This is a genomic window from Reinekea marina, assembly GCF_030409715.1.
GTDB lineage: Bacteria > Pseudomonadota > Gammaproteobacteria > Pseudomonadales > Natronospirillaceae > Reinekea > Reinekea marina.
This window is the reverse complement of record NZ_JAUFQI010000001.1, coordinates 941,704-966,647: the sequence shown is the minus strand read 5'-3', so window position 1 is coordinate 966,647 and position 24,944 is coordinate 941,704. Positions and strand designations below refer to the sequence as shown.

The 24,944-nt window shown below is 45.1% G+C and carries 27 protein-coding genes; 6 read left to right on the top strand and 21 right to left on the bottom strand.

Annotated elements, in window-relative coordinates:
* Positions 1-72: 72 nt before the first annotated feature.
* Together pgeF and rluD are read right to left on the bottom strand one after the other, a co-directional pair.
* Positions 73-801, bottom strand: a complete 729-nt coding sequence (gene pgeF / locus QWZ13_RS05080; RefSeq protein WP_290280812.1) for a peptidoglycan editing factor PgeF — start codon at positions 799-801, stop codon at positions 73-75.
* Positions 801-1,793, bottom strand: a complete 993-nt coding sequence (gene rluD / locus QWZ13_RS05075) for a 23S rRNA pseudouridine(1911/1915/1917) synthase RluD (protein WP_290280811.1) — start codon at positions 1,791-1,793, stop codon at positions 801-803. Before rluD ends, pgeF begins: the two co-directional genes overlap by 1 nt.
* On the opposite strand from rluD, the gene QWZ13_RS05070 reads away from it, so the two are divergent.
* Entirely contained in the window at positions 1,781-2,695 is a 915-nt protein-coding gene (locus QWZ13_RS05070; protein WP_290283276.1) for an outer membrane protein assembly factor BamD, read from the top strand. The two genes, rluD and QWZ13_RS05070, sit on opposite strands and share 13 nt — an antisense overlap.
* Positions 2,696-2,701: 6 nt before the next feature.
* Here the strand turns inward: QWZ13_RS05070 and QWZ13_RS05065 are convergent, their stop codons facing one another.
* Positions 2,702-3,448 (bottom strand): HAD family hydrolase, encoded by a 747-nt coding sequence (locus QWZ13_RS05065; RefSeq protein WP_290280810.1) that lies wholly within the window; start codon positions 3,446-3,448, stop codon positions 2,702-2,704.
* Positions 3,390-5,012 carry an NAD+ synthase gene (locus QWZ13_RS05060; protein ID WP_290283275.1) on the bottom strand — a complete coding sequence of 541 codons (1,623 nt, stop codon included), beginning with the start codon at positions 5,010-5,012 and terminating at the stop codon, positions 3,390-3,392. The genes QWZ13_RS05065 and QWZ13_RS05060 overlap by 59 nt, the downstream gene beginning before the upstream one ends.
* Before the next feature lie 45 nt (positions 5,013-5,057).
* Between QWZ13_RS05060 and QWZ13_RS05055 the strand changes: the two genes are divergently transcribed.
* The 4 genes from QWZ13_RS05055 to QWZ13_RS05040 all read left to right on the top strand — a co-directional run bounded on the left by QWZ13_RS05055 (position 5,058) and on the right by QWZ13_RS05040 (position 8,773).
* Positions 5,058-5,222: a hypothetical protein gene (locus tag QWZ13_RS05055; protein ID WP_290280809.1), complete on the top strand. Its 165-nt coding sequence runs from the start codon at positions 5,058-5,060 to the stop codon at positions 5,220-5,222.
* Positions 5,150-6,733 (top strand): sensor histidine kinase, encoded by a 1,584-nt coding sequence (locus QWZ13_RS05050; RefSeq protein WP_216000265.1) that lies wholly within the window; start codon positions 5,150-5,152, stop codon positions 6,731-6,733. The genes QWZ13_RS05055 and QWZ13_RS05050 overlap by 73 nt, the downstream gene beginning before the upstream one ends.
* 9 nt (positions 6,734-6,742) lie before the next feature.
* Positions 6,743-8,110 carry a sigma-54-dependent transcriptional regulator gene (locus QWZ13_RS05045; RefSeq protein ID WP_290280808.1) on the top strand — a complete coding sequence of 456 codons (1,368 nt, stop codon included), beginning with the start codon at positions 6,743-6,745 and terminating at the stop codon, positions 8,108-8,110.
* A 102-nt stretch (positions 8,111-8,212) separates the two neighbouring features.
* The gene (locus QWZ13_RS05040; RefSeq protein WP_290280807.1) at positions 8,213-8,773 is read left to right on the top strand and encodes a GspH/FimT family pseudopilin; all 561 of its coding nucleotides are present in this window, start codon (positions 8,213-8,215) and stop codon (positions 8,771-8,773) included.
* Between the two features lie 27 nt (positions 8,774-8,800).
* Here the strand turns inward: QWZ13_RS05040 and QWZ13_RS05035 are convergent, their stop codons facing one another.
* The 15 genes from QWZ13_RS05035 to murJ all read right to left on the bottom strand — a co-directional run bounded on the left by QWZ13_RS05035 (position 8,801) and on the right by murJ (position 23,353).
* The gene (locus QWZ13_RS05035) at positions 8,801-9,289 is read right to left on the bottom strand and encodes a type IV pilin protein (protein ID WP_290280806.1); all 489 of its coding nucleotides are present in this window, start codon (positions 9,287-9,289) and stop codon (positions 8,801-8,803) included.
* Positions 9,290-9,341: 52 nt separating this feature from the next.
* The gene (locus QWZ13_RS05030; protein WP_290280805.1) at positions 9,342-9,692 is read right to left on the bottom strand and encodes a hypothetical protein; all 351 of its coding nucleotides are present in this window, start codon (positions 9,690-9,692) and stop codon (positions 9,342-9,344) included.
* A complete protein-coding gene (locus QWZ13_RS05025) occupies positions 9,677-13,354 on the bottom strand; it encodes a pilus assembly protein (protein ID WP_290280804.1) in 3,678 nt (1,225 codons plus the stop codon). The genes QWZ13_RS05030 and QWZ13_RS05025 overlap by 16 nt, the downstream gene beginning before the upstream one ends.
* Positions 13,355-13,356: 2 nt before the next feature.
* Positions 13,357-13,941 carry a pilus assembly PilX family protein gene (locus QWZ13_RS05020; RefSeq protein WP_290280803.1) on the bottom strand — a complete coding sequence of 195 codons (585 nt, stop codon included), beginning with the start codon at positions 13,939-13,941 and terminating at the stop codon, positions 13,357-13,359.
* Position 13,942: 1 nt separating this feature from the next.
* A complete protein-coding gene (locus QWZ13_RS05015) occupies positions 13,943-14,920 on the bottom strand; it encodes a PilW family protein (RefSeq protein WP_290280802.1) in 978 nt (325 codons plus the stop codon).
* Positions 14,917-15,432 carry a type IV pilus modification protein PilV gene (gene pilV, locus QWZ13_RS05010; RefSeq protein ID WP_290283274.1) on the bottom strand — a complete coding sequence of 172 codons (516 nt, stop codon included), beginning with the start codon at positions 15,430-15,432 and terminating at the stop codon, positions 14,917-14,919. The genes QWZ13_RS05015 and pilV overlap by 4 nt, the downstream gene beginning before the upstream one ends.
* Entirely contained in the window at positions 15,425-15,964 is a 540-nt protein-coding gene (locus tag QWZ13_RS05005) for a GspH/FimT family pseudopilin (protein ID WP_290283273.1), read from the bottom strand. Before QWZ13_RS05005 ends, pilV begins: the two co-directional genes overlap by 8 nt.
* Positions 15,903-16,040, bottom strand: coding sequence for a hypothetical protein (locus tag QWZ13_RS05000; RefSeq protein ID WP_290280801.1), 138 nt, complete (start codon positions 16,038-16,040; stop codon positions 15,903-15,905). Before QWZ13_RS05000 ends, QWZ13_RS05005 begins: the two co-directional genes overlap by 62 nt.
* A gap of 105 nt (positions 16,041-16,145) precedes the next feature.
* Complete coding sequence (gene ispH / locus QWZ13_RS04995; RefSeq protein WP_290280800.1) at positions 16,146-17,102, bottom strand: 4-hydroxy-3-methylbut-2-enyl diphosphate reductase; 957 nt, start codon at positions 17,100-17,102, stop codon at positions 16,146-16,148.
* Entirely contained in the window at positions 17,083-17,484 is a 402-nt protein-coding gene (gene fkpB / locus QWZ13_RS04990; RefSeq protein ID WP_290283272.1) for an FKBP-type peptidyl-prolyl cis-trans isomerase, read from the bottom strand. The genes ispH and fkpB overlap by 20 nt, the downstream gene beginning before the upstream one ends.
* Positions 17,414-17,611, bottom strand: coding sequence for a hypothetical protein (locus QWZ13_RS04985; protein ID WP_290280799.1), 198 nt, complete (start codon positions 17,609-17,611; stop codon positions 17,414-17,416). Before QWZ13_RS04985 ends, fkpB begins: the two co-directional genes overlap by 71 nt.
* Positions 17,589-20,408, bottom strand: a complete 2,820-nt coding sequence (gene ileS / locus QWZ13_RS04980) for an isoleucine--tRNA ligase (protein WP_290280798.1) — start codon at positions 20,406-20,408, stop codon at positions 17,589-17,591. The genes QWZ13_RS04985 and ileS overlap by 23 nt, the downstream gene beginning before the upstream one ends.
* Positions 20,401-21,333: a bifunctional riboflavin kinase/FAD synthetase gene (gene ribF / locus QWZ13_RS04975; protein ID WP_290280797.1), complete on the bottom strand. Its 933-nt coding sequence runs from the start codon at positions 21,331-21,333 to the stop codon at positions 20,401-20,403. The genes ileS and ribF overlap by 8 nt, the downstream gene beginning before the upstream one ends.
* Before the next feature lie 82 nt (positions 21,334-21,415).
* Positions 21,416-21,772 carry a hypothetical protein gene (locus QWZ13_RS04970; RefSeq protein WP_290280796.1) on the bottom strand — a complete coding sequence of 119 codons (357 nt, stop codon included), beginning with the start codon at positions 21,770-21,772 and terminating at the stop codon, positions 21,416-21,418.
* 33 nt (positions 21,773-21,805) lie between these two features.
* Positions 21,806-23,353 carry a murein biosynthesis integral membrane protein MurJ gene (murJ, locus tag QWZ13_RS04965; RefSeq protein ID WP_290280795.1) on the bottom strand — a complete coding sequence of 516 codons (1,548 nt, stop codon included), beginning with the start codon at positions 23,351-23,353 and terminating at the stop codon, positions 21,806-21,808.
* A gap of 225 nt (positions 23,354-23,578) precedes the next feature.
* Between murJ and rpsT the strand changes: the two genes are divergently transcribed.
* Positions 23,579-23,848: a 30S ribosomal protein S20 gene (gene rpsT / locus QWZ13_RS04960; protein ID WP_216000278.1), complete on the top strand. Its 270-nt coding sequence runs from the start codon at positions 23,579-23,581 to the stop codon at positions 23,846-23,848.
* A gap of 64 nt (positions 23,849-23,912) precedes the next feature.
* Here the strand turns inward: rpsT and QWZ13_RS04955 are convergent, their stop codons facing one another.
* Together QWZ13_RS04955 and QWZ13_RS04950 are read right to left on the bottom strand one after the other, a co-directional pair.
* Positions 23,913-24,695, bottom strand: coding sequence for a coiled-coil domain-containing protein (locus QWZ13_RS04955; RefSeq protein ID WP_290280794.1), 783 nt, complete (start codon positions 24,693-24,695; stop codon positions 23,913-23,915).
* 30 nt (positions 24,696-24,725) lie between these two features.
* A complete protein-coding gene (locus tag QWZ13_RS04950) occupies positions 24,726-24,935 on the bottom strand; it encodes a hypothetical protein (RefSeq protein WP_290280793.1) in 210 nt (69 codons plus the stop codon).
* Positions 24,936-24,944: the final 9 nt, after the last annotated feature.

The window sequence follows — 24,944 nt, the reverse complement described above, 5'->3', positions numbered from 1 at the left end:
CTAAAACTTTATAGCTCTGCTGCGGCTATTCCTTTAGATGAGGGCTCCCATCTTTATAATCAAGTGCAATTTTTAATCAATTTTCCAAATCAAATTGGCCATGCGCCCCGTTTGGCTTTCTCTGCGAAACGAATAGAACTCATCAACCAATTCAAAAGTACATTGCTCACTTTTGTAGACTGCTGAGACGCCTAGCGATTTAAGGTGCGACTCGGCGAGTCCTTGCAGGTTGCCGTTATACTTACCATGTTCCGGTAGCGAATCAAAGCAAGACTCGAAGTTTGGAAAAGATGAAAATGCCTCTTTAACTTCTTCTCCCACTTCAAAATGGTTTGGACCGATGCAAGGGCCTAATCCGCAAATCACCTGAGATGGGTGATCAAACCTTGCTAAGGTTTTCGATAAAATACCGTTTGCCAAGCCGCGCCAACCGGCGTGCGCTACGCCAATTTTGTGGCCATTTTTCGTCCAGAAATACACCGGTAAACAATCCGCGGTCATGACACAGCAGGCAAGGTTTACTTCGGAAGTTACACTGGCGTCAGTAGGCTCTGCTGCAATTGCGCACTCTGCGTTAACTACGTGGGAACTGTGCGTTTGATTTAACCAAGCAATGGTGGGTTGCTGAGCCAACCTTGCTTGTAATAGCTTGCGGTTACCGCTCACTACAGGCTTCGGTTCCCCAACATGGTGAGCAATATTAAACGCATTAAAAGGTGCTGAGCTGCAACCACTTTTACGAGTTGTCCAGCCAGCTAAAATATTGGCCGGTAACGGCCATTGTGCGTATGTAAAAGACATCAATATTCTTCTTCGTTTGCACCTGTTTCTTTCATATCTTCATGAAGTACTTCGATCAACTCTAACATGTCATCTGGAATCTCAGCCTCCCAACTGACCATACTACCGGTTTCTGGGTGTTCAAGTTCAAGGTGCCCGGCATGCAAGGCTTGCCGTTTAAAGATTTTTAAGACATCGAGCACTTCAACATTGACGCCTTTCGGTAATCGAGATCGGCCAGCGTACAGCGGATCGCCAACTAATGGGTAACCAATGTGAGAAAGGTGCACACGAATTTGGTGAGTACGGCCTGACTCTAATTTACAGCGTATGAGTGTATGGTTTACATAGCGCTCTTCTACTCGATAATGCGTTACCGCATCTTTACCCATACCTTCTGGTGCCACCGCCATTTTAGTTCGGTGCGTTGGGTGCCGACCAATAGGCTCATCGATGGTTCCGCCGCCAGTCATCACACCCATACAAACAGCATAGTATTCTCGGCCCATGGTGCGCTTTTGCAACTGAGCGGCCAATGATGTTTGCGCCGCTAGCGTACGTGCAACCACCATAAGCCCAGAGGTATCTTTATCTAAACGGTGCACGATGCCCGCTCGTGGCAATGTTGCCGACTCGGGGTAATGATGCAATAGCGCATTAAGTAATGTACCTGATGGAGTACCGGCACCTGGGTGTACAACTAGACCGACCGGTTTATTGATAACAATGATGTGATCATCTTCAAAAACAATGTCGAGCTCAATGTCTTCAGCTTCCCATCGTTCTTGTGCTTCCAAATGCGCATTAATGTGTAAAGTTTCACCCCCAACCAATTTGTCTCTAGGCCTAAAGGTTTCGCCATCAACAGTAAGCTCTCCATCTTTGATCCACTGCTGAATGCGGGAGCGTGAATAGTCTGGGAACAGCTTCGCCGCCACCTGATCTAAGCGTTTATGACCCATTTCCAGAGGCACTTGTTGTGAAATATTAATTGAATCGTGTGAATCGGTCATTGGAGGCAAGGGGGTCCTGTGGTTACAATAGCGCCCATTCTACTGATTTAATGAGATTTAGCATGTTTAGAGCGGTATTTTCATCGTCTTTTTTGCAAAAAGCCTGTTTATTGGCCGTTTTACTGAGCTTAGTGGGTTGTGCAGGATTGTCCACACAAACCTCTGATACGGAATCGGGTTATTACCAAGCCGCGCAAACCTACTTGGATAAGCGCAACTTTACAATGGCAATAGAGAAGTTAGAGGCGCTGCAAAGCCGCTTCCCCTTTGGCCGATACGCTGATGCCAGCTCGCTCGATTTAATGTACGCAAAATACCAAATGAATAATTTTGCGGAATCACTTATTACAGCAGACCGGTTCGCACGCCTTAATGCCGATTCACCAAATTTAGATTACGCCTACTTTATTCAAGCGATGAGCTATTACCAGATGTATATGGAAAACAGCGGTATATTTGGCAAAGCAGACCCTGCAATGCGCTCATCTGAACAAGGCAAAAAAGCGTTTTCTTCGATGCAACTGTTTCTAGACCTGTTTCCTTCAAGCGCATACCGAAGTGAAGTACTAAAATCGATGGTGGTTCTCAAAGACGCGTTAGCAAAACATGAATTGTATGTTGCAGATTTCTATTTCCGCAAAGAAGCCTGGGTGTCTGCAGCTGATCGAGCCGCGGCCGTGATTAATCATTATCCTGGGGTTACCGCACAAGCCGATGCCTATTTAATTCTTATAGGTAGCTACGATGCGCTCGGGCTTCAAGAAGAATACGACATTGCCGTACAGAAGTTTTCAGCTCACTTTCCTCAGCACCCAACGCTAGCGTCGGGTACTTTTGATGCGCCTAAGCGTCAAAGTGAACGATGGTGGGTGAAAGCACTGACTCTTGGATTAGCCCAGTAATCTTGCTTAACAAAAGGTATTTAATGCCTTTTTAACCACATCGAACAGTTTATCGGGTGTTTCGACTACATCGTGAGCACCCGCCTCTTTTAGTGAAACCTCATCGCTGTAGCCCCACAAAACACCTGTGGTGGCAATATCAATATAACGGCCGGCTTCCATATCGTATTTGGTATCGCCAATCATCACTGTATCGGCTTTTCTTAAGTTTTCTTGCTCGAATAATCGCGTTAATAACTCTTTTTTATCCGCGTATTTACCATCGAAGGTAGACCCATATATGCCAGAAAAGTAAGCATTTAGCTTATTCGCTTCAATGATTTGCTCTGCATAAAGTTCATACTTAGCGGTTGCAACAAATTGCTGAGCGCCGATTTGCTTGAACGCCTCAAGAGCCGCCAATACACCTTCGAACGGTTCGCTACTGGTCAGTGACTGTTGGTAATGCTCACGATATACCATTTTAGCCGCTGCTATTTCATCCTTATCCGATATATCCAGTAACTCCGCAATGATGTTATCAAGCCCAGGGCCAATATAGGGTCTGAGCTCTTCAAAGCTGCGAGTAGGTTTTCCATAATGCGCTAAAGTATGGTTAAAGGAACCAGCTACGGCGGGAATTGAATCTACTAACGTACCGTCTAAATCCCATAAAATATTGATCAACAACGATCTCCTCGATTTATAGTTAAGCCTATCGGCCTGGCTTCCAACCATGAGTGATGGGGTAACGTCTATCTCGCCCAAAGCCACGCTGAGTCACTCGAACACCTTCAGGTGCTTGTCTGCGTTTATATTCATTAATATCAATTAATCGAATTATGCGGTATGCAACGTCTCGATCAAAACCGGCCTCAACGATGGCATCTAGACTCTCATCACGTTCGACATAACGCTCGATTATATCGTCTAAAATATCGTATGGCGGTAAGCTGTCTTCATCGAGCTGATCTGGGGCAAGTTCGGCAGATGGCGGCCGCGTGATCACGCGCTCTGGCACGGCTAACCCTTGACTGTTGCGCCACTGCGCTAGTTTATAGACCCACGTTTTAGGCACGTCTTTTAAAGCATTGTAGCCACCACACATGTCTCCATATAATGTGGCGTAGCCCACGGCCATTTCGCTTTTATTGCCGGTTGTTAAGACCATGTAACCGAGCTTATTTGATAAAGACATCAAAAACAAACCGCGCATTCTCGATTGCATATTTTGTTCAGTTACATCCACAGGGCGATCGCCAAAGACTGGCGCTAAAGTACTTTGAGCGGCTTCAAAAGCTTCTGCTATTGGCAGTACTTCGTATCGAATACCCAGTAACTTTGCCTGCCCTTCTGCATCTTCTAAGCTCATTTTTGCCGTGTACTGATACGGCATCATGACGCCCATTACTCGATCTGCGCCCAATGCATCTACGGCAATAGCGGCACTTAACGCCGAATCGATGCCGCCAGACATACCCAATACTACGCCAGGGAAACCGTTTCGGTTCACATAATCGGCTAGGCCAGTCACGAGAGCATTGTATAGCTCTTCTTCAATGCTTAACTTAGGGCACAGCTGTTCATTTTTAACGCACCAGCCAGACTCGGTTTGTTCGAGCTCGGCGATTTCAAAGGCTTCTTTAAAACTCGGCAACGTAAACCGGATTTTAGCATTGCTGTCTACGATGAAAGATCCGCCGTCAAATACCAACTCATCTTGCCCAGTCATATGATTGACATAAACTGTCGCCATAGGCCATTGCGATACTACCTTTGCGACTTGAGCGTGGCGCTGAGCCGTTCGATCAATATTGTAAGGACTGCCATTTATATTGATGTTGATTTGTGCACCCGCCTCATAGGCACGACGAGCGGGTCCTTCATACCAGATGTCTTCACAAATAGTGAGCGCAAAAGGAATGCCTTTGAATTCAAAGGTGCAGGTTTGCGTACCTTTTTGGAAATAACGCTTTTCATCGAATACTTGGTAGTTGGGTAAATGCTGCTTCGCATAGTCGGCAATTATGTCGCCTTGATAAATCACCATAGATTTATTGTACAGCTTACCCTCCTGTGCTTCGGGATAACCAATGACAATTGCGATCGGTAATTTAGCTTGCTTGATTTGTTCCAACGCATCGCTGACTCGTGCCTTCAAACTTGGTCGCAACAGCAAATCTTCTGGTGGGTAACCCGTGATGGTTAACTCAGGGAAAACCACCATGTCTGCGCCTTGCTTTTGAGCCTTAGCCGCAATCTCAATAATTTTTGTACCATTGCCTTCGATATCGCCCACTGGGAATCGATACTGCGCTAACGCGATTCGAATACTCATATTCAACCTTAAACTGTTTAATAACGCTATTGTGAGGCCTAGAGAGTGCCGAAACAAGGTTTTGATCTACTCTTATGGATGACCATTCACCTCAATTCGCTTTATACTGATCAAACGACTTATAGATTGAGGCCAGCATGTCTAAACAACCGACGCATTCCTATCATCGAGCTCAACAATTACTGTTTGCGTTTGGTATTTATCGGTTAATTTTAGCCACGGCTTTAACCGTCGCTGCATTTATCCCTAAAACCATCAGTGAAGTTTTACCAGGCGCTAGTGTGGAATCTCTGCAATTGGCGACACTGGCCTACCTGGTACTGGCCGTGCTCGGGATGCTGATCACCATTAACGAACAAATTAGTAAAACACCCATTATTGTTTTACTCATCACCGACATATTATTGGTTATGTTGATCACTCGCTATGGCGGCGGCGTAGACAGTGGCTTTGGTAACCTGTTGCTTATATCGGTTGGCTTAGGAGGCATTTTATTGCCTTTGAAACAAAGCCTATTGATCGCTGCTGTCGCTACTTCTAGCCTTATCTACACTGAGTTTCTGCCCTTTAAAGATTCAGCTCAGCAAGAGCTGTTGCAAGCAGCGCTGCTCGGTGTAGGCTATTTTGCGGAAGCGTTATTTTTGCAATACGTTACGCAACGAATGCAATCCACAGAACAGTTAGCACGCGCACAAGCCGATACTATTTTAGATTTACGGCATCTCAATGAACTGATTGTACAGCGCATGCGTACTGGAATTATCGTGATCACAGCCGATGGTGCTATCCGGCTCGTCAATGACTCGGCTCGAGACCTGTTAGGCATCACTGAAAAAAGACCCTTTTGGTTGCCCAAGCCCTTACATGAACGTTTGATCGAATGGAAAAAAAATCCGACCAAACTGGTTGAAGGCTATCAAATGGACAGCGACCACCCGCTAGTGCAGCTAAACTTTGCCAAACTGCAACCAACAGATGATTCGGATTTAATTTTATTCGTTGAAGACATTGGTCGTGTGCAGCAGCAAGCCCAGCAGCTTAAATTAGCCTCATTAGGCCGTCTTACGGCATCTATCGCTCATGAAATACGCAACCCTTTGGGGGCTATTAGTCACGCCGCACAGTTACTCGATGAAATGGCCGATATTGACCCAGCCGATAAAAGATTGCTCGATATTATCCACACCCATACAGAGCGGGTGAATAAAATTATTGAAACTATCTTAGATTTATCTCGTAAACGCCCCAAAAAAATTGAATCCATTGGCTTAACGTCGCTGATCGAAGAATGCATCAATGAACGCAGCGTCACGCAAGAGGCGGATCAGATCGATTTACAGTTGGATGCCAGTATCAAAGTCTCGCTGGATGTGAACCAGATCAAACAAGTACTGCACAACATCGTCGATAATGGCCTACGCTACAGTGAACAAAATACAGGGCAGCGTCGCATTCAACTGGTCTCAGGCCATTTACCCGATACCGAGCAACTGTACTTAGATATCATTGATCGCGGTCCTGGTGTTCCTGAAGAGCAAATAAAACTATTGTTTGAACCGTTTTATACCACCGAAAACAGCGGAACCGGTTTAGGGTTGTATATTGCCAAAGAGCTGTGCGAAGCAAACCGCCTGACGTTAACTTACTACAACGTTCCCGATGGTGGTTGCTTTCGAATAATCTTCTCTCATACTATTAGTCAAAAACATAATATAAGTTAGGAATTTACTATGTCACTGCCGCAACGAGTTCTCGTTATTGATGATGAACCCGACATTCGTGAACTTTTAGAGATAACTTTAATGCGCATGGGCATTGAAAGTTTCAGTGCAGTCGACGTGCATACCGCTTACAAGGCTATCAATGAACAGGACGTTGATCTTATTTTAACTGACATGCGTCTACCCGATGGCAACGGACTGGACATTGTTCGCTATGTAGCCGAATCAAAACCCACAACCCCCATTGCCGTTATTACAGCGCATGGCAGCATGGACTTAGCGATTGAATCAATGAAGTCTGGCGCTTTTGATTTTGTCTCTAAACCCATAGATATACATAAGCTACGACAACTTATAAACCAGGCATTAAAAGTTAAGCAACAGGCTGAGACCAAAAAACACGAAGTCGATGCCAACCAAGCGGTCAACCTAGGCAATTCTGAGCCGATGAAAAAGCTCTCCGCTAAAATTAAGAAGCTCGCCGTTAGCCAAGCTCCCGTGTTTATTTCAGGTGAGTCCGGTACGGGTAAAGAACTCGCGGCAAGGCAAATACATCAGTTAGGTCCTAGAGCCGATGGTGCATTCATTCCTGTCAACTGCGGTGCTATTCCTTCTGAGTTAATGGAAAGTGAGTTTTTTGGTCATAAAAAAGGCGCGTTTACTGGCGCCACCGAAGACAAGCAAGGATTTTTCCAAGCCGCTGATGGCGGAACCTTATTTTTGGATGAGGTGGCCGATTTGCCATTGACCATGCAAGTAAAACTATTGCGTGCTATTCAAGAAAAGAAAGTTCGACCCATTGGTGCTCAAAGCGAAGTAGAAGTCGATGTTCGAATACTAAGTGCCAGCCATAAAAATTTAGACCAGATGGTAGAATCGGGCGATTTCAGGCAAGACCTTTTTTATCGAATCAATGTCATTTCTTTAAACATTCCGCCATTGAGAGAGCGTTATGAAGACATTCCACTTTTAACGCAAAATATGCTGGAACGCATTGCTAAAAATTATGAACTACCGGTTGCGACGCTCGACAGTGCAGCAAAAAAGTCGCTTCAATATTATGGCTTTCCTGGCAACGTCCGTGAATTGGAAAATATTCTTGAACGCGCCTTTGCCATGTGTGAAAACGATGTTATCACCGAAGACGATTTAAACTTAAACAGCAACCAAAATAACTTGATGAGTCAGCCAAACTCTACGGTACTGGCGGAACGACCCGAAGGTGTGTCATTGGAGGACTACCTAATGGACATTGAGCGTACAGTTGTTGAACAAGCCTTAGATGCAACTCGCTGGAATCGTACGGCGGCGGCAAAAAAATTGGGCATCACTTTTAGAGCGCTTCGCTATCGTTTAAAGAAGTTAGGTATCGATTAATGCTACCAAGGGTAGCGTATAACTAAACGATGATTATTTTTATACCCATTTAACGCTTAGTTCTCTACCCTATTGTTGTCTCACATTATGCAAGGATGCATTATGAAACAACAAGGCTTTACTATGGTCGAGCTGCTCTCGACTGTCATTTTAATTGCGCTTGTCGCGGCCATGGCTGCTTCGAGTTTTGCCGGCTTAATCGCTATTGCTCAATCGGATCGTTTAAAAAACGATTGGGTAACTTTCCTTAACTATGGCCGCTCCCAAGCCGTTCTGACTCAGCAAATCGTTACAGCTTGCCCGTTAATCAACAATGAATGCTCCAAAGACTTAACACTTCCTTGGACACTTTTTATCGACACGAACGAGAACAAAAAACTAGACCCCGATGAAGAGCTGTTGAGAGTATTAGAAAACACCTCAGATAATACCTTTAGTATTTACCCGAAGAACCAGCCTTATTTTAAGTTTCACTATGCTAGTTATGATTTACGAATGGGTCACGCTCGCGGCTTCACAGTATGCCCGAGAGGCAATATCGAAAATGGGGCTTTTCATTTAAAGGTGAATATTACGGGGAGAGTGAGATTTCAATATAAGGAAAATAAACAAGGCTTGCTGGTCCATAAGCGCAATGGACGCTGGCAAGCCTTTGAGTGTTAGTGTTTTACGCTTAGCGAATTAAATAAGCTACCAGCATTCGTCTAATGCGGCGGTGTTATTTACCAAACCTCTAACTCCCGTATTGGTATAGGTGTAATCCCCACACTCATCATTTAACATTCGGCCCACTCTGGTAGCCCTAACAGTGAAGTTGCTTCGGCTTACCGCTTCAATTCTAAGCGTGTAGTTTGGGTTGTTTACTGGAACATCAGCTTCATAAATACTTGGTGGGCCCGTATCGGGAACATTATTGTCTGGTGTAATTAGATTACAGTCATTAACCACTGCGCCTCCATTTGCGACGATATCCGCATTGTCACAATAGGAATTATTTTCGGTAAAACGTCGCTCCATTGCACCGGCTAAACCAATTACGGCAGCGCGTGCATCAGACCGTGCGGCTCTATCAACATAGCGTTCATATTGCGGAAACGAGAATGCGGCTAAAATTCCAATGATGGCCACTACAATCACCAATTCCATTAGCGTGAAGCCATTTTCTGTTTTTAATTTCATATAATTACCTATAAAAAGAAGCTCACGCCTTGCGTGAGCTTTATAGTCTCAGTTATTTTGACAGAATAACAATTTTCTCAATCGTGTTGAGACGGTTATGTGCATACTCAAACGAAATGCGGACTTGCTGCCCTTCCTTCAGAATTGAAAGCGGCCGGCGTACCGTTTCGCTATCGCCGGCGTACTGAACGACCGTGAATTTAGAAACAGACATTTTTACATCCGATACCAGCACCATATTATTATTCAAGTCTAGTTGATCAATGAAAACAGTTGCCTCTGTTAAATCTGCTCTAACGAAGGTACTCAGCATTAAAATTAACGCCATTAGGCACAGCGATTGTTTCTTTATAATATTCATACTTACTCTCCAATCGTTAGGAAAAATTACAGTTCTTGCCATGTCCATCGCCCTAATGTTGATTTAGGGTCTCGAATTTGACAGGACATACCTACGGCGTCACATTCATCGACTGCATTGGCGTCGGACGTACCTGAGGTATTAGAAATACAAACTTCAGTACTATCATCGAGCGTAATACACACGGGCCGTGTGATTAAGTTGTCAGAGCTAGATCCACTAACATACTCAGTCACTTCTACTGTATCTCCGTTTTCATCCACATAGCTGTAAGTTATCACATCTTGGTCATCAACAACGCCGTCATCATTAACCTCAATTGCGGCTTGTAAAGGTTTTGAACCACTGAGCGCATCAATTTCCATATACCAACCTCGGCCACCAAAGGAACATGGATCTTGATCAGGAATAGAGGTAGTGAAAATTATATTGTTATCTCTTAATTGAGGGTCACTGACTAACCTCTCACCTAGCCCATCCGTATTATTATTTTGTGTGTTCACAAAATCCATATACCAACCTAAATGGGTATCAACTAAACTGTCCGGATCGCTTCCGTCGGTTGGTAAACCTGAACCATTAAACCAAACCGTATCATAAGAAGTGGTGGCTCTGAATGAGTTTTCCGAGCCAGTCGGTTGAACTTCAGCTACTATTTTTTGCTCTAGTAAATGGAAGCGGTTGAAATCTGCTTGAACATGTTCTTGCATACGATCCCAAATGCCATAGAAACTTTGAGTACCCTTGTTGGTATTATCATCTCTTAGGAAATAGGTACCAGTTCCAAAAAATACAACATAGCCTGTTGCCCCACGGTTCAATGCTATTTGTGGTTTAACGGTAATAGGTTGACGTTTGTCAGTAGGACAGTTTGTCGACTCAATTGTACAGGTCGTAAACAGTGGCTTGATGTTTCCAAGAACATCTGTTGAAACAGACCAGTTGGCTGGGTTTCCATCCGATACGTCAAATTTCCATAGATTTCCTTCTATATCGCCACCGTAAACATAGTCGACAATGTAATCACCATCGACGTCTAGGGTATTTACCGTAGACAGGCCATTCGGTGTAGAAAGATCATTTTCAAAGGTGTCGATTTCAGCAAGTTTCAGCCCCGTCTCAACATCAATTACAAATAGTTTTGCGGTACCTGACCCTACAAAGCCATCGGACTCAGTATTGTTGTAGCCGTTGCCGACGAATGCTACCCACCGACCATTTATGTTTGATTTACCAATCACGGGTTGTGCAAAGGTGTAACCTAAATCACTGTCATTGACATCCGTAAATTCCCACAAGACGTTGTTAGCTGCATTGGCTTCTGTATCAAAACCCGTTTCTGGGTTAGTAATATCCAGGGCGAATAAGCCTTGACCGCCACCGCCTAAGCCTGACACTAGAATTGTTTTCCAGCTGCCATCGTAATACACATCAGCAACGGCTGGACTGCCATCTACCGTGTATTTGTGGCTATAGCTTTTATCCCCTAATCGCTCTAACCTTGAATAAACACTAGCAGGTACATAAGCAAACTCTTCCATACCAAAATCGTCTGAATGAGTATCGGCATTGAATGCATGTAACATGCCGTCATTTGCGCCAACATAGATCATTGGTTTGCGATGCAATACACGCTCACCTGTTTCTTCTCGATAATTTTGATTATCACCATTAGGATCTTTCTTGAAAGCATTATAAGAAGCGCCTTCTAAGTTGTCAGGGTAAAAGTATTCTGGATTGCCGACAAAAATAGGAGACGAGTTAACTATGTCACCTAATGGCGAGACAGCTCGAGAATCAACATCTTCTAATGTTACTCGACGACGATGTGTGCCCGCGTTGGTTAAAGCATCATCTCCGCGTAAGTAATTGAGTAACGGCTCACTATTACTTAATTCACTTTGTTGAGTTAACGAAATATTGCTCCATCGAAATGGTGCGCCATCGTTCGTTAAGTCATTATAGGTAACTATAACCCGATCATTATGTGCAGGCACTATAGATGCTAAGTGCACGTCACCAATGGAGCCGTCTAGTTCAATTTCGACCCCATATAGTCTTCCGCCCCAAGTTTGGCTGTTAAATTCAGCCTGGAACACCATTGTATCGCTCGAAATTGAACCGGTGTTCACACTCACGGCTGACGCCGAAGCATCGCGCCCTTGAATGTCTGAAATGGTTGCATTCAATGAGGTCACAAGCTCATCTGGATCGCTGGCCGACAAGAACAAGCCTCTTCCGTTTATCGCGGCATGCCAAACATCATCTATGGTCGATTCTTGATTACTGACCGGCGTTGGCCAACCTAACCACCCGGTTGAATCAGGCCCCTCATCCTCACTTAGATCACCTGTTAATCCAAACGCAACCGTGTAGGTCACCATATGTTGAGCGCTGTTTTCATCGATCCCGGTAAAGGTGGGAACATTATTTGGCAATGTTGTGTCAAGGTCTGTTTCATAATAATGCATAGCGACATCGGCCAAGGTGTTATTCACCCCTGAGTCTTTGTCTGCGTACTTACCTTTATCACCCGCTAAACCATCGTAATCTGAATTATTATCAGAATCGGCGTTTCTATAGCTGTTGTTAAGACTCGGACTGTCGCCGTTCCAAACACCATCCGTCATCATAATGGTGAAGTTTTGTTGGCATGAACCACCGTCATCTTGGCTCAATATTGGGGAGTCCGCATTCGAAACGCCCGATAGACCGTTTCCTTTGTAATATTCACCCGCTCGTTTCAAGCGGGTTCTCAACGGGGTGCCGTTTTGTGAACGGATTTTAAATACGTTGCTCAGCAAGGTATTTTTGTTAGCCTGCGCTGTCGCATTAACCGGCGTTGATAAATTATCCACGTCTTTAATTTCGGTCACTACGCTATTGTGGTTGTGCAATGTACTTAAACCCATCCGAGCTGAGGAATCAAAGACTATCTCAGACATAGCTTTTTTAGCGACAAACTCGCGCTTACGGTAGTAACTGAACCAGTTAGCGAAATTCGTTTGTTGAGCGGCCGTCATTTCGGAAACATCGACAAACCAATCCTTTAAGTAATTTTCGCGCGTAGTGCTGTTAGATATTTTATCTGTAATCTCATCAAGGTCTGGGCACTCTAATTCATCGACTGTACCATCGTCTTTAGCACTATCAGCGTCTGAAAACTTGTCCAATACACCATCGCCGTTGTGATCACGCCACGGGAAGTAACCCGCGGGAAAACCATCGCCCCCGGCAGCTGATAAATTTTTAGTACCTCCAGTCTTATAGTAAGGCTCCCAACGTGCCGCCGCTATAGTTTGATTCACAAAGGCATCACCATCTTTATCAACCCCTTGCCACGGTGTGTAAGTTTGATTCGGGTTGTAGTACATCACATTAAAGCCCGGGCAAGCTCTTAACAATTCGTTTTTATCGCTTAGCGTGGGCGTTACATCCCAGCCAGATTCATCATTACTATCATCGATCCAAGCGTCGGTGATACTCCAATGCTCATTTGCGCCCGGGCTATTTAATGCATTCCACCCCATGGAACCTGAGTCATCAACCACGAAGAATATGTTAGGTTGAACGCCACTCTTTAAGAAAAGGGGCTCGTCTGTCATCGCTAAGTCAGCGGCAATAACTTGACCTATTAAAGTTGAAAGCGCTAAAGGAACTAAACTAAAACGCAACGTTCTTTGGTGTTTCATAAATTCTTTCATCGTTAAAACCTCTTAGCGTAAAGTGACTGAAGCAGTACGGTTGATGAAGGCGATCTGCCCCAGGCACGTGCGGTTATTCGATAGATGACCTTGCACGCAGATGCATTTGGATCATTGACAGCGCCATCGCAGACGATGTCGTATTCTTCTATTACATACCTTGGAAGAAAAGCTAGCTCATCCTCCATGGTATCGACACCATTGGGCGGATCTGCCGGGTTAAAAACATTGCTATTTCCAGCCGTATTCCACCAGGCAGTATTCACATTTCGCCACCATGCATTGCCCAGTGCATTTAAATTCAGCACCGCACCTGGCGCTGCTGCTGCAACGGTGTCAGGTCGAGCGCTTTGTTGAGCTATCCACTGCTCACCTTCCCTTAAGGCCGATTCAGCGGATTGAAATGCCAAGTTATAATCTAAGTTATTTCCGGCCATTTTTTCTTCAATTACAGAAGATTCCATAACTGAAATACCTAAAATGGTTAAAATCACTAATAGACTCAACGCAACAATGAGTACGGCACCGCTCTGTTGTTTTGGCGACTTAACTTGGTGATTCGATAGACGAATATTCGACACATTCATATTATTTCACCCTATTTCGAATGGTGACTAGTGTTTGAAACGGACGGTACAACCGTCTATCTGGCGCTTGGAATACACCACCGGCAAAGTTAAAGGTTTGAGGCTCGGAAACTACATTCACAACAGACGCATCATTAACAAGAGAGCCCACTAACAAATTCACTTCAATGGCTATAATATTTGCTCTATCCGCGGCAGGAATGTTTGCATAATCATCAATGTAGTCGGGTACAAAGTTGTCATCTAAATCGACACCATAGCGAAACTGTAGGTTTTCGATTCCGCCAACAAGCTCAGTTACAGGGGGTGCATTAGGACTACCAAGATTGGTGGTGAGGTTCAGATCACCTTCGGCATCAACAGAAAAAGACAAACGCTCTACTTTTACGACGGTATTTTCTTGATCGGCGCGGTCATACAAACCTTCTCTTAAATTACCGGTTCCATCTTCAATTATGGTGCCCGCTGTATTAGCACCGGCTCGAATGTAATCACCCACTAAGCAATTACTAACGAGTAATAAATCGTTTTCGGCAACATCATCAATAGCCCAATCGGTCGTAATTAAATTTGTGGCGTAATCAATAGACTGAATCGGAACAGGATCACCCACTATTCTTAATACATCGAGTTGATCTGGTGCGTTTATCCCATTCACGACACCAGCACCTTCTTGGGTAACGGTAGTGACTGCATTAAAGCTATTAATTTCGTTATTAGTCACTTGCCTATGAATATTGTCAATTTCAGGGCTGTACCATGGAATGCACCCATAGTTTCCTGAAGAACGAATTGCCTCGGTTATTACATTCATTGCGAAACGGCCGTTTTCTTGTACTCGCGCCATTGATTCCGATAAGTTGAAGGCTTCGCGGTTCGATAAAAACACTTGAGTTAAGCCAATGATGATGACCGCACTTAGCGCAACAGCGATGAGCAGTTCGACTAGGGTTAAACCTGCTTGCTTAATTCTATTCATAGCTGAAAACTCGTTGTGAAGGTGATGTATTCTTGCTCCCCTGCTGCAATTTCAGCAGCTGTAAGGCCCTGGGCTAAGTCATCCTGACGAGCTTGATTAGTTCGCAAGTCTTTCCATTCAATTTCTACCACATATAAATCATCGGTCAGGGTTATATTTGCACGCCCATCTGGCAAATTAGCCTCTATGCGTTGTTCCCAGGCATTTAAAAACTCAGTCGCCATGGCTGCTGCGTTACAGCCTTGGCCAGAATCGGTACAATTGGCATTTAGTGCAACGTTTGCATTTGGATCGGTAGCAAAACCGTCATAGGCGGCTAAATTATTAGGGCTAAGGCGCATGGCATCGGCCAATTCATTTGACAATTGAGCGGCGTAGCTTCGGTGTAACGCACTTTGTGAATTGGCTAAACCCAGGGTTTGGGTGCCTGCGATACCCAGTAGGCCGATAGAGATAATTAATACCGCCACTAAAATTTCAATCATAGTGGCACCGGTTTGACTTTTAAGCATCACACGCATCTCCTTGGCTTGTTGTCGTTCGTCCTACTCGGGAAATAGTAATGTCACGCTCTTGCCCTTCGCCGCAATTGCTGATTTGCATACTAAATTCTACGCCACCAGCCGCCGGTATGTTTAACTGGCCTTGAGGTGAAAAAACAACTCGATATAACCCGTTCGCCTCAACCATAGTGCTATCACCTTCAAGTGGTCCAAATACCCTTAAAATACAATCATCAAGGTCGAGCTCACACAGGTCAGCGTTAGCATTATCTTCAAAGACACCATCGTTATCTCGATCATGCCAAACGATCCAGCCTGCAGTGCCCCAATCTGCCGCGCCTGCGTTCACACAGGTTTGACCATCAGCACTCATGCAAACGGTAATGAAGCGAGACTTAGACACAGCTTCTGAGCGTGCATAAATAAGCGATGAGCGTACAGAGTTTAAATTTGAGTCGATTTGGGAGTTGACCATGACGTTACGGAAAGAAGGCGCACCAAACATCGCTACTATGGCGATAATGATCAAGGTGACCAGCAGTTCCACTAATGTAAAGCCGTGTTGTCGCTTCATACATGCCTCTCAGATTTTTATATACATGCATTGTAGGCGTCATTCTGAAGAGTAACCGCCCAAGTGGATGAGCGGTCTGTTCTATCTGATAAGTGGTACTTAGCTGGGAGGTTTTGCTAACTAGGTCATAGATTAGCGTTGTAGATGACTAATCTATTGGGTTTAAACGCAGTTCTTTGGGAATAGAAAAGGTAATGTTTTCTTCTACGCCATCAAGCTCGATCGGTGAATCAGCCCCCATAGAGACTAAGCCTTCGATCACTTGTTTCACCAATATATCTGGAGCCGATGCACCCGCAGTTACGCCAATGCGAGTCGCATTATCGAACCACTTCGCCTCTAACTGTTCAACGGTATCGACCAGGTAAGCCTGACAACCCATACGCTCGGCAAGCTCTCGCAAACGGTTACTGTTAGATGAGTTTGGAGAGCCCACAACGATGACCACATCGCATTCATTGGCCAGCACTTTCACCGCATCTTGGCGATTTTGAGTGGCATAGCAAATATCGTCTTTTCTTGGGCCTTGAATGTTCGGAAACTTAACCCTTAGGGCATCGATAATTTTCGCCGTGTCATCCATCGACAGCGTCGTTTGGGTCACATAAGCCAACTTATTTGGGTTTGCGACGGTTAACGAGGCCACATCTTCTTCATCTTCGACTAAATAAATTTGGCCGCCATTTTTTTCATCAAACTGACCCATGGTGCCTTCTACTTCTGGGTGGCCACGGTGACCAATCAGAATGCACTCCATACCATCATTTGAGTAACGGGTTACCTCAAGGTGCACCTTGGTCACCAAAGGGCAAGTAGCGTCATAAACTCTCAAACCACGCGCTTCGGCTTCTTTGCGAACCGCTTGTGATACACCGTGCGCGGAAAAAATCACCCAATTATCGTCAGGCACTTCTTCAAGCTCATCGACAAAAATAGCGCCACGGCTTTTTAAGTCTTCTACAACAAACTTGTTATGCACTACTTCGTGGCGAACATAAAGTGGCGCTCCGTGCACCTCTAATGCGCGGTTTACAATATCAATGGCGCGATCTACGCCGGCACAAAAGCCACGTGGGTTGGCGAGCTTAATGTCCACCGTTAGCATCCTCTACGGCAATTACATCCACTTTAAAATTCAACGGTTTGCCGGCCAACGGATGATTGAAATCGACCATAACTACATCGCCGTTAATTTCACTGATCATTCCCGGAAGTTCGTTATCACCGGCATCTTTAAACGACATCATCATGCCTATTTCAAGCTCACCTGTTTGCGCAAACTGTTCTTTTTTAAAGCGCTGAATGTTCGCTGGGTTGGGTTGACCAAAAGCTTCTTCAGGTGGCACTACTACGGCTTTGGTTTCACCGGCGGCCATGCCTAATAAATGCTTTTCAAAGCCTTCAGGAAGGCTACCATCACCAATACTCAGAGTTGCTGGATCGGCTTCGTAGGTACTGTCGACCGTTTGGCCATCTTCTAAATTCAATGAAAAATGTAACGTTACTTTCGAATGATCGTGAACTTGCATATAAAACATCCAATATAATCAGAAAAGCGGCGCCTCGAATGAGCACCACTTTTAATAATAAACTAAGCGAAATGGCGTACTTCACCTGAACCTGCTACGTTATCAACACAGCGGCCACATAATTCAGGGTGGTCTTCATTCGACCCCACATCTTCACGCTGGTGCCAGCAGCGGCCACACTTTTCATGGGCCGATTTAACAACCTGCACTTTTAATCCGGCTAATTCAGTTTCTAATGCGGTGTCGGTTGCGCTGTCTAATGGAGCGAGCTGCGCGCCACTGGTGAGCGTCACGAATCGTAATTCATCACCCAGTTTACTTAATGCCGCCAACAACTCAGGCTCACAGAACAACGTCACTTCGGCCGTTAACGAGCCGCCTATCACGCCTTCTTTACGCGCCTCTTCCAACACCTTGTTCACACCAATTTTGGCCTGTTGAACTTGCTGCCAATAGCCAGCGTCTAACGCTTCATCAGCTTTAAACGCGCTTAGCCCGGTATACAAGGTTTCGGTAAACACCGTGGCTTTATCTTGACCAGGAATAAATGGCCATAACTCTTCTGCGGTAAAGCTCAAGATTGGCGCAATCCAACGGACCATGGCTTGCAACACATGGTACATCGCCGTTTGTGCTGAGCGACGCGCCAATGAATCTTCTTGTGTGGTGTACTGACGATCTTTAATGATGTCTAAGTAGAAACCACCCATATCAATGGCACAGAAGTGGTGGATTTTTTGCACTGCTTGAACAAAGTGGTAGTTATCTAGCAAATCGGCCAATTCATTCTGTACCGTTAAGGCACGATCTAACGCCCACTTATCAATCGCCAACATGTCTTCGACTGCTACGCTGTTGGTAGCAGGGTCAAAGCCATTAAGGTTAGACACCATGAATCGCGCCGTATTACGGATACGACGATAGGAATCGGCGGTGCGCTTTAAAATATCTTTCGAGAAAGCCATATCGCCCGAGTAATCGGTAGAAGCCACCCATAAACGCAAAATGTCGGCACCAAACTGGTTAAAGACTTCCTGCGGCTCCATGCCATTGCCAAGAGATTTAGACATTTTGTAGCCTTTCTCATCAACAACGAAACCGTGAGTAAGTACTTGCTTATAGGGAGCGGTACCGTTGATAGCAACGGCTGTTTTTAGTGACGATTGGAACCATCCACGGTGCTGATCTGACCCTTCTAAGTACATATCAGCCGGGTATTGGCCAAGCTCTTCACGCTTTTCTAAAACGGTAGAGTGTGTAACGCCAGAATCGAACCACACATCTAATGTATCGGATGTTTTTTCGTATTGGTCGGCATCACTGATCACCGTAGATAGATCAAAATCATACCAAGCATCCATACCCACTTTTTCGACTTCTTGGGCAACGGCTTCGATTATTTTTGGTAGCTCTGGGTGCAACTCACCGGTTTCTTTGTGGATAACAAAGGTTATGGGTGTGCCCCAAGTACGCTGGCGCGAGATACACCAATCGGGTGATTGCCCAACCATGGCTTCGATTCGATTTTGTCCCCAACCCGGCACCCAACGAACACCTTTAATGGCTTCCATGGCTTGGTCTTTTAAGCCATTGCCTTCCATGCTGATAAACCACTGCGGTGTTGCACGGTAGATCAACGGTGTTTTAGTGCGCCAGCAATGGGCATAACTGTGGCGTAGCTTAGACTCACTTAATAGCTGGCCTTTTTCTTTGACCGTTTCAATCACAACAGGGTCCACTTTATACACATGTTGACCTGCGAATAACTCTACATTGGCGCGATAAATGCCTTTGTCATCGAGCGGATTGATGGTTTCGATGCCGTATTTGTTACAAACCACGAAATCTTCCATACCGTGATCGGGTGCGGTGTGTACGCAACCTGTACCCGCATCAGTCGTGACATGGTCACCTAATAAAGCAGGTATTTCACGATCATAGAATGGGTGAGTGAATACTTGCTTATCCAACACTTCACCTTGGAAGTGAGCAAGTACACCTAAATTGTCTAATTCAGTACGCTCTAAAAAGGCTTCCAATAACGCCTCGGCAACAACCAAACGTGTTGGCTTACCATTTACGTTGGTTTGTAATAAAACGTAATCAACCTCTTCACCAACTGAAATGGCCAATGATGCGGGCAACGTCCAAGGAGTGGTCGTCCAGATCACGGCTTGCACAGCGCCTTCACCTTTATCGGTGCCAATAGCCTTTAGCAATGCGCCGTCATCTTTTGCAGGGTAGGCCACATCAATGCTGAATGAGGTTTTATCTTGATATTCAACTTCGGCTTCAGCCAATGCCGAACCACCAACAACACTCCAATACACGGGTTTATAACCACGCACTAAGTGACCGCTTTCGGCGATCTTACCCAACGCTCGTATGATGTTGGCTTCAGTTTCGAAGTTCATCGTTAAGTATGGGTTGGCCCAATCACCAAACACACCCATGCGCTTAAATTCTTCGCGTTGTCCGTCTACTTGCGTATGCGCGTAACGCCGACACTCTGCACGGAACTCTTTAAAATCAACTTTATCGCCAGCACGACCGATTTTGCCTTCAACTTTGTGTTCAATTGGCAAGCCGTGACAATCCCAGCCTGGTACGTATGGGGCATCAAAACCGATCAAGCTTTTAGACTTGATGATCATATCTTTTAAAATTTTATTGAACGCGTGACCAAGGTGAAGCGACCCATTTGCGTAGGGAGGGCCATCATGCAAAATAAACTTTTTACGACCTTCACTGGCAGCGCGAATCTGCTGGTAAATACCGTTGGTTTCCCAATTTTGCAGCATCTTCGGTTCGCGTTTCGCTAGGTCTCCGCGCATCGGAAAATCGGTGTGCGGCAAGTTTAATGTGGCTTTGTAATCAGTCATTTGTGAGATTCACTTCCGTTGGTTGCGAAAAATAAGCCTTCGCGGCATCAATATCGTTCTGAATTTGTTGTTTCAGGGCATCAAGATTATCAAAAGTTTGAACACCGCGCAGCCGTTTAACGAGTGCAACAGTGATGCGGGCGCCATAAATCTCGCCATTAAAATCAAATAGGTGGCTTTCAAGCCAATTTCGGGTATCCCCCACCGTGGGCTTAGGTCCTAAATTCGCCACACCTTGATAAGACTTTCCATCAATGGTGGTCTGAACCGCAAACACACCCTGTGTTGCTAATTTGCTGTGTGACAGTAGCATGTTAGCGGTAGGCACACCGATGGTTCGGCCAATTTGCCTGCCATAGATTACACGACCAGAGAGCGAATATGGCTCGCCCAGCATTTCTTCGGCTAATTTAAAATCAGCTTGGCTTAGCGCATCTCGAATTCGAGTGCTGCTGATGCGCCCACCATCTTTAGCGCAATGCGAGGTCATTTCGTAAACGTCGAAATCGTACTGCGTTAAAAACTGGCTATCGCCTTTACGATCTGCACCAAACCTAAAATCGTCACCCACCTGTAACCATTGGGTATTTAAACGCTTTATCAAGATCTGGCGAACAAATTCATCGGCGGTTAGGGTGCGCAACGATTCGTTAAAGGGCAGTACAACAAGATGATCGACCCCAAGCGCCTTTAATCGTCGCGCCTTATCAGCTAACGAAGAGAGTCGCGCGGGTGCGGTCGCAGGATTAATGTGTTCTTTTGGCTGTGGCTCAAACGTAACAACAACCGACTTAATTCCATGCAATTGCGCATAACGTGTTAGGCGAGACACGATTTTTTGGTGCCCAAGATGAACGCCGTCAAAGCTTCCAATGGTAACGGCCGCTGCAGATAGTGGATTTACGGGTAATCGTGAGACGTGCATGGGTCTTCGGTCTAATGAAATCGGTCGCGCAGTATACCGAAAAGATCAGGCATTGTCTTTTACTGACGCGGCCTGATAACTCTTAGACAGACAAATAATTCGCTATTTCAAACAAATCGGGCCGACCTTCTTCAAAACCGAAATAACAGACATCTCGATAGTCGTTTTCTTCAATCAAACCGACCACAAACTCACACTTATGCTCTTGAGCTAATTTGTATAAGAAATTCAACGGCTCTTTGAGTTTTTCAGGCTTCGATAGCGTAATCTCTAGGCCGAGTTCAATTTCACGATCAGTAACAGGCTCTAAGCCAGTACCTTCTCCTCGATGAACAGCGGTTGAATTCGTTTTAGGCTCGGCCCAAGCAGCAATACTGCTGGCTAAGGGTTCAGCAAAATCTTCCAGCTCATCACTGTCAGCAAAAATATAAAGATTCATTTAAGACCTTATAAGTTAAATAAATTTAATAAGCTAGGCGTGGCGTAAGTGCTTTACTCGCACGCCCAAAAGATAAAGCGCGACAAAATACGACCCACCACCCATGGCGATCAAAGACGCCACCACGCCCATTCGCCCTAGAATCGCTTCAGGCATAATGAACATGGGCAACCGAAGCACAAGCAATAACACCACAGACATGACCATAGTCGCAGTCACCACCTTTGCAATAGGTTTTAATAACAACGAACGGCTGGGTAACTGCCCCAAACTCTTCAAATGCTTCGCTAATAAGGCAGCGTTCAACCAAGCCGACAATGAGGTAGCCAATGCCAAACCAACATGCCCTAACGGGTAAAACAGTATGAGATTAAAAACCATGTTCCACACCATAGCCTGAATACCCACCTTTACGGGTGTTTTGGTATCTTGCCGAGCAAAAAAGGCCGGTGCTAATACTTTAATTAACATAAACGCAGGCAAGCCAAGGGCATAGGCCATTAAGCTCGAAGCACTTTGCGCCACATCTTCTACGGTGAACTTTCCGACTTGAAATAAAAGGGTGAGTAATTCATTCGGCAATACATATAAAGCGGCGGCCGCTGGAAGCCCCAGCATTAACACCAGCACCATGGCCCAGGCCAGTGTTGATGTAAATTTGCCCGTATCATGCTCGCCGCGTAAAGATGACAGGCTGGGTAGAAGTACTGTCGCAATGGCGATTCCGAATATCCCTAACGGCAACTCCATCAACCGATCGGAGTAATACAACCAGCTTACCGAGGCGTCTTGTAAAAAGGTTGCCAGCACAGTGTCGAGCAGTAAGTTGATCTGACTCACCGACACACCAAATAAGGCTGGAAGCATAAGCAGCTGTATCTTCTTAACGCCAGGGTGCTGTCGATGCCAACTAAAAGGCTTCCAAACACCCGTTTTATAGAGCGCAGGCATAATAAAAAGCAATTGAGTAAGCCCCGCTAAAATAACACCTATACCGACGCCCGTTTGAGGCACTTCAAATAGAGGCGACAGAACCAGTGCACTGCCAATTAAACAGATATTTAGTAATACAGGCGCAAGCGCTGGAGCCGTGAAATGGCCATAACTGTTTAACACAGAAGACCCAAGTGCTGTCAGCGATATAAACCATAAATACGGGAAAGTGAGCTTTAGGAAATCTGATACGAGGGCTAGTTTTTCAGGCTCATCGTGGTACCCCGCCGCAAACAACCATGCCACAACGGGCGAGCCAATCATCGCCATTAGTGTAACCAGCCCAACCACACCGCCTAAATATATTTGCACAGCGGTAACCAGCTTTTGAACGCTGTCATCGCCTTCGGCTTGCTTATATTCAGACAATACAGGGATGAATGCTTGATTAAATGCCCCTTCGGCAAACAGCCGCCGTAGGAAATTAGGGACTTTAAACGCCACCATAAAGGCATCTTGCGCGCCACCGGTGCCAAACAACGCCGCAAAAACAATATCGCGCGCCAAACCTAAAAAGCGCGACAACATGGTTGCAATGCCTACAATAGCCGAGCTTTTAAGCAAAGATTTTTTTACTGGTTGATTCAATTATTAAATATCATAGAATGGAACACGTCGCGAAGTGTACTAGCGAACGTAATCATCCCGCAAGCTGCTCACCCTTGGTATCCGGCTGCCTAAACGATGCAAAACACCGTCAAATTACACAATGCAACATATAACTGGTAGATTCCGTTGACATTGGCATAGCGAATCAATAGAATCGCGCCCTCGAAATTTATCATCAAACACTAAATACTTAAGGAGCATCCTGTGGCAAATTCTGCTGGTTCTCGTAAGCGCGCTCGTCAGGCTGTGGTCCGTCGCGCACGTAATGCAAGCATGCGTTCAATGGTTCGTACCTACGTTAAAAAAGTAGTCGCTCAGATTGAAGCGGGCAAATACGAAGAAGCAAACAAAGCACTTCTAACGGCACAGCCAGTTTTAGATGGCATGGCACGTAAAGGCATCATCAGCAAAGGCAAGGCGAGTCGTACTATGAGTCGTCTAAATGCTAAAGTTAAAGCGCTTAAAGCGGCTTAATTTTACAGCTAATGCAAAAAACCAGCCTCGGCTGGTTTTTTTTTGGCTGTAGATTGCCTATTTATTAGCGAACGAGACCGGGCGATAAATAATCTTGAACAATAAACGCTACCACTTGAGGCGTTAAAAAGCCGACTTCTTTAAAACGTTTCTTCTTTTGGTATCGCTCCAAAATAGCGTGCGCCGTCATCGGATCATCATTGGGCAATTCATTCGCCTCCATAAAACCAATTTCTTTGAATGCCTCTTGCAACATCAGCGCTACCTCACGCTTCTCTTCTGGCTGCCAACGAAAGTTGATCGAAGCACCCCACTCACTAATCCGACTGTTAAGCTCCGCCATCTTCACTAAGAACTGCTTTTCTAACTTTGTTAGCTTTGCCATCGCCTCTTGGCGCGCTTTTATTTCGCTGTTCAACAATTTAATTTGGTTAACTCGCAACTCCAGCTCTTGCTCCAAATTCATCTGCTCTTGCGCCAGTACACTGAGTTCTGTCGATAATTTATCTATTTCAGCATTCGAGTCTTCTAGGGCGCTTTCTATACCATCGTAAAGGCGCAGTCTTGCTTCGATTGAAGACACCGACTCATCGGGAAAACGCTGCGACAGCTCATCCGCTAGAGAATGAATTTCTGAAACAGGCGTAGGTGGTGTTGCAGTGACTTCAAAAAACTCGGTTTCAGTAAACAAATAGATCACCGCCCCAGAAAGCTCTAATATCAACGCAAAAAACAACTTGTTCAAGTACGTTTTTTCAATCCGAACTTTATGGATCAATCCTAATAAAGTAATGATGCCCGTGGCTAAAAAAAGCATCAAAAACACTGCAAACAAAGCCGTTTTCATAATAAAGCCTAAAGAAAAGATAAAATTAGCCTATTGCAAAGCGATAAAAAATTCTACAACGCCGTTCAAATTAACCTTCAAAACATCAACAAAGGAATTGGTAAGACCAATTGCAAAAGCCAATGAGCCCGCAAATGCAAAGGTTTCAAGCCATTTAGCAAGTCCGTTGAGAGCACATGATAGAAACAATTTGCCAAAAATTAACCAATAGGCGATTTTAAAGATAAGACAACCTAACAACAGAGCGAG

Coding starts and splice junctions, on each gene's coding strand:
- ileS (WP_290280798.1), bottom strand. CDS start 20,408: ATGACTGATTACAAAGCCACATTAAACTTGCCGCACACCGATTTTCCG.
- ribF (WP_290280797.1), bottom strand. CDS start 21,333: ATGCACGTCTCACGATTACCCGTAAATCCACTATCTGCAGCGGCCGTT.
- QWZ13_RS05045 (WP_290280808.1), top strand. CDS start 6,743: ATGTCACTGCCGCAACGAGTTCTCGTTATTGATGATGAACCCGACATT.
- QWZ13_RS05060 (WP_290283275.1), bottom strand. CDS start 5,012: ATGAGTATTCGAATCGCGTTAGCGCAGTATCGATTCCCAGTGGGCGAT.
- QWZ13_RS05020 (WP_290280803.1), bottom strand. CDS start 13,941: ATGAATGTGTCGAATATTCGTCTATCGAATCACCAAGTTAAGTCGCCA.
- QWZ13_RS05035 (WP_290280806.1), bottom strand. CDS start 9,289: ATGAAATTAAAAACAGAAAATGGCTTCACGCTAATGGAATTGGTGATT.
- pgeF (WP_290280812.1), bottom strand. CDS start 801: ATGTCTTTTACATACGCACAATGGCCGTTACCGGCCAATATTTTAGCT.
- QWZ13_RS04955 (WP_290280794.1), bottom strand. CDS start 24,695: ATGAAAACGGCTTTGTTTGCAGTGTTTTTGATGCTTTTTTTAGCCACG.
- QWZ13_RS05050 (WP_216000265.1), top strand. CDS start 5,150: ATGTCTAAACAACCGACGCATTCCTATCATCGAGCTCAACAATTACTG.
- QWZ13_RS05025 (WP_290280804.1), bottom strand. CDS start 13,354: ATGAAAGAATTTATGAAACACCAAAGAACGTTGCGTTTTAGTTTAGTT.
- QWZ13_RS04970 (WP_290280796.1), bottom strand. CDS start 21,772: ATGAATCTTTATATTTTTGCTGACAGTGATGAGCTGGAAGATTTTGCT.
- pilV (WP_290283274.1), bottom strand. CDS start 15,432: ATGCTTAAAAGTCAAACCGGTGCCACTATGATTGAAATTTTAGTGGCG.
- QWZ13_RS05030 (WP_290280805.1), bottom strand. CDS start 9,692: ATGGCAAGAACTGTAATTTTTCCTAACGATTGGAGAGTAAGTATGAAT.
- QWZ13_RS05000 (WP_290280801.1), bottom strand. CDS start 16,040: ATGACGCCTACAATGCATGTATATAAAAATCTGAGAGGCATGTATGAA.
- QWZ13_RS05015 (WP_290280802.1), bottom strand. CDS start 14,920: ATGAATAGAATTAAGCAAGCAGGTTTAACCCTAGTCGAACTGCTCATC.
- rluD (WP_290280811.1), bottom strand. CDS start 1,793: ATGACCGATTCACACGATTCAATTAATATTTCACAACAAGTGCCTCTG.
- ispH (WP_290280800.1), bottom strand. CDS start 17,102: ATGCTAACGGTGGACATTAAGCTCGCCAACCCACGTGGCTTTTGTGCC.
- QWZ13_RS05040 (WP_290280807.1), top strand. CDS start 8,213: ATGAAACAACAAGGCTTTACTATGGTCGAGCTGCTCTCGACTGTCATT.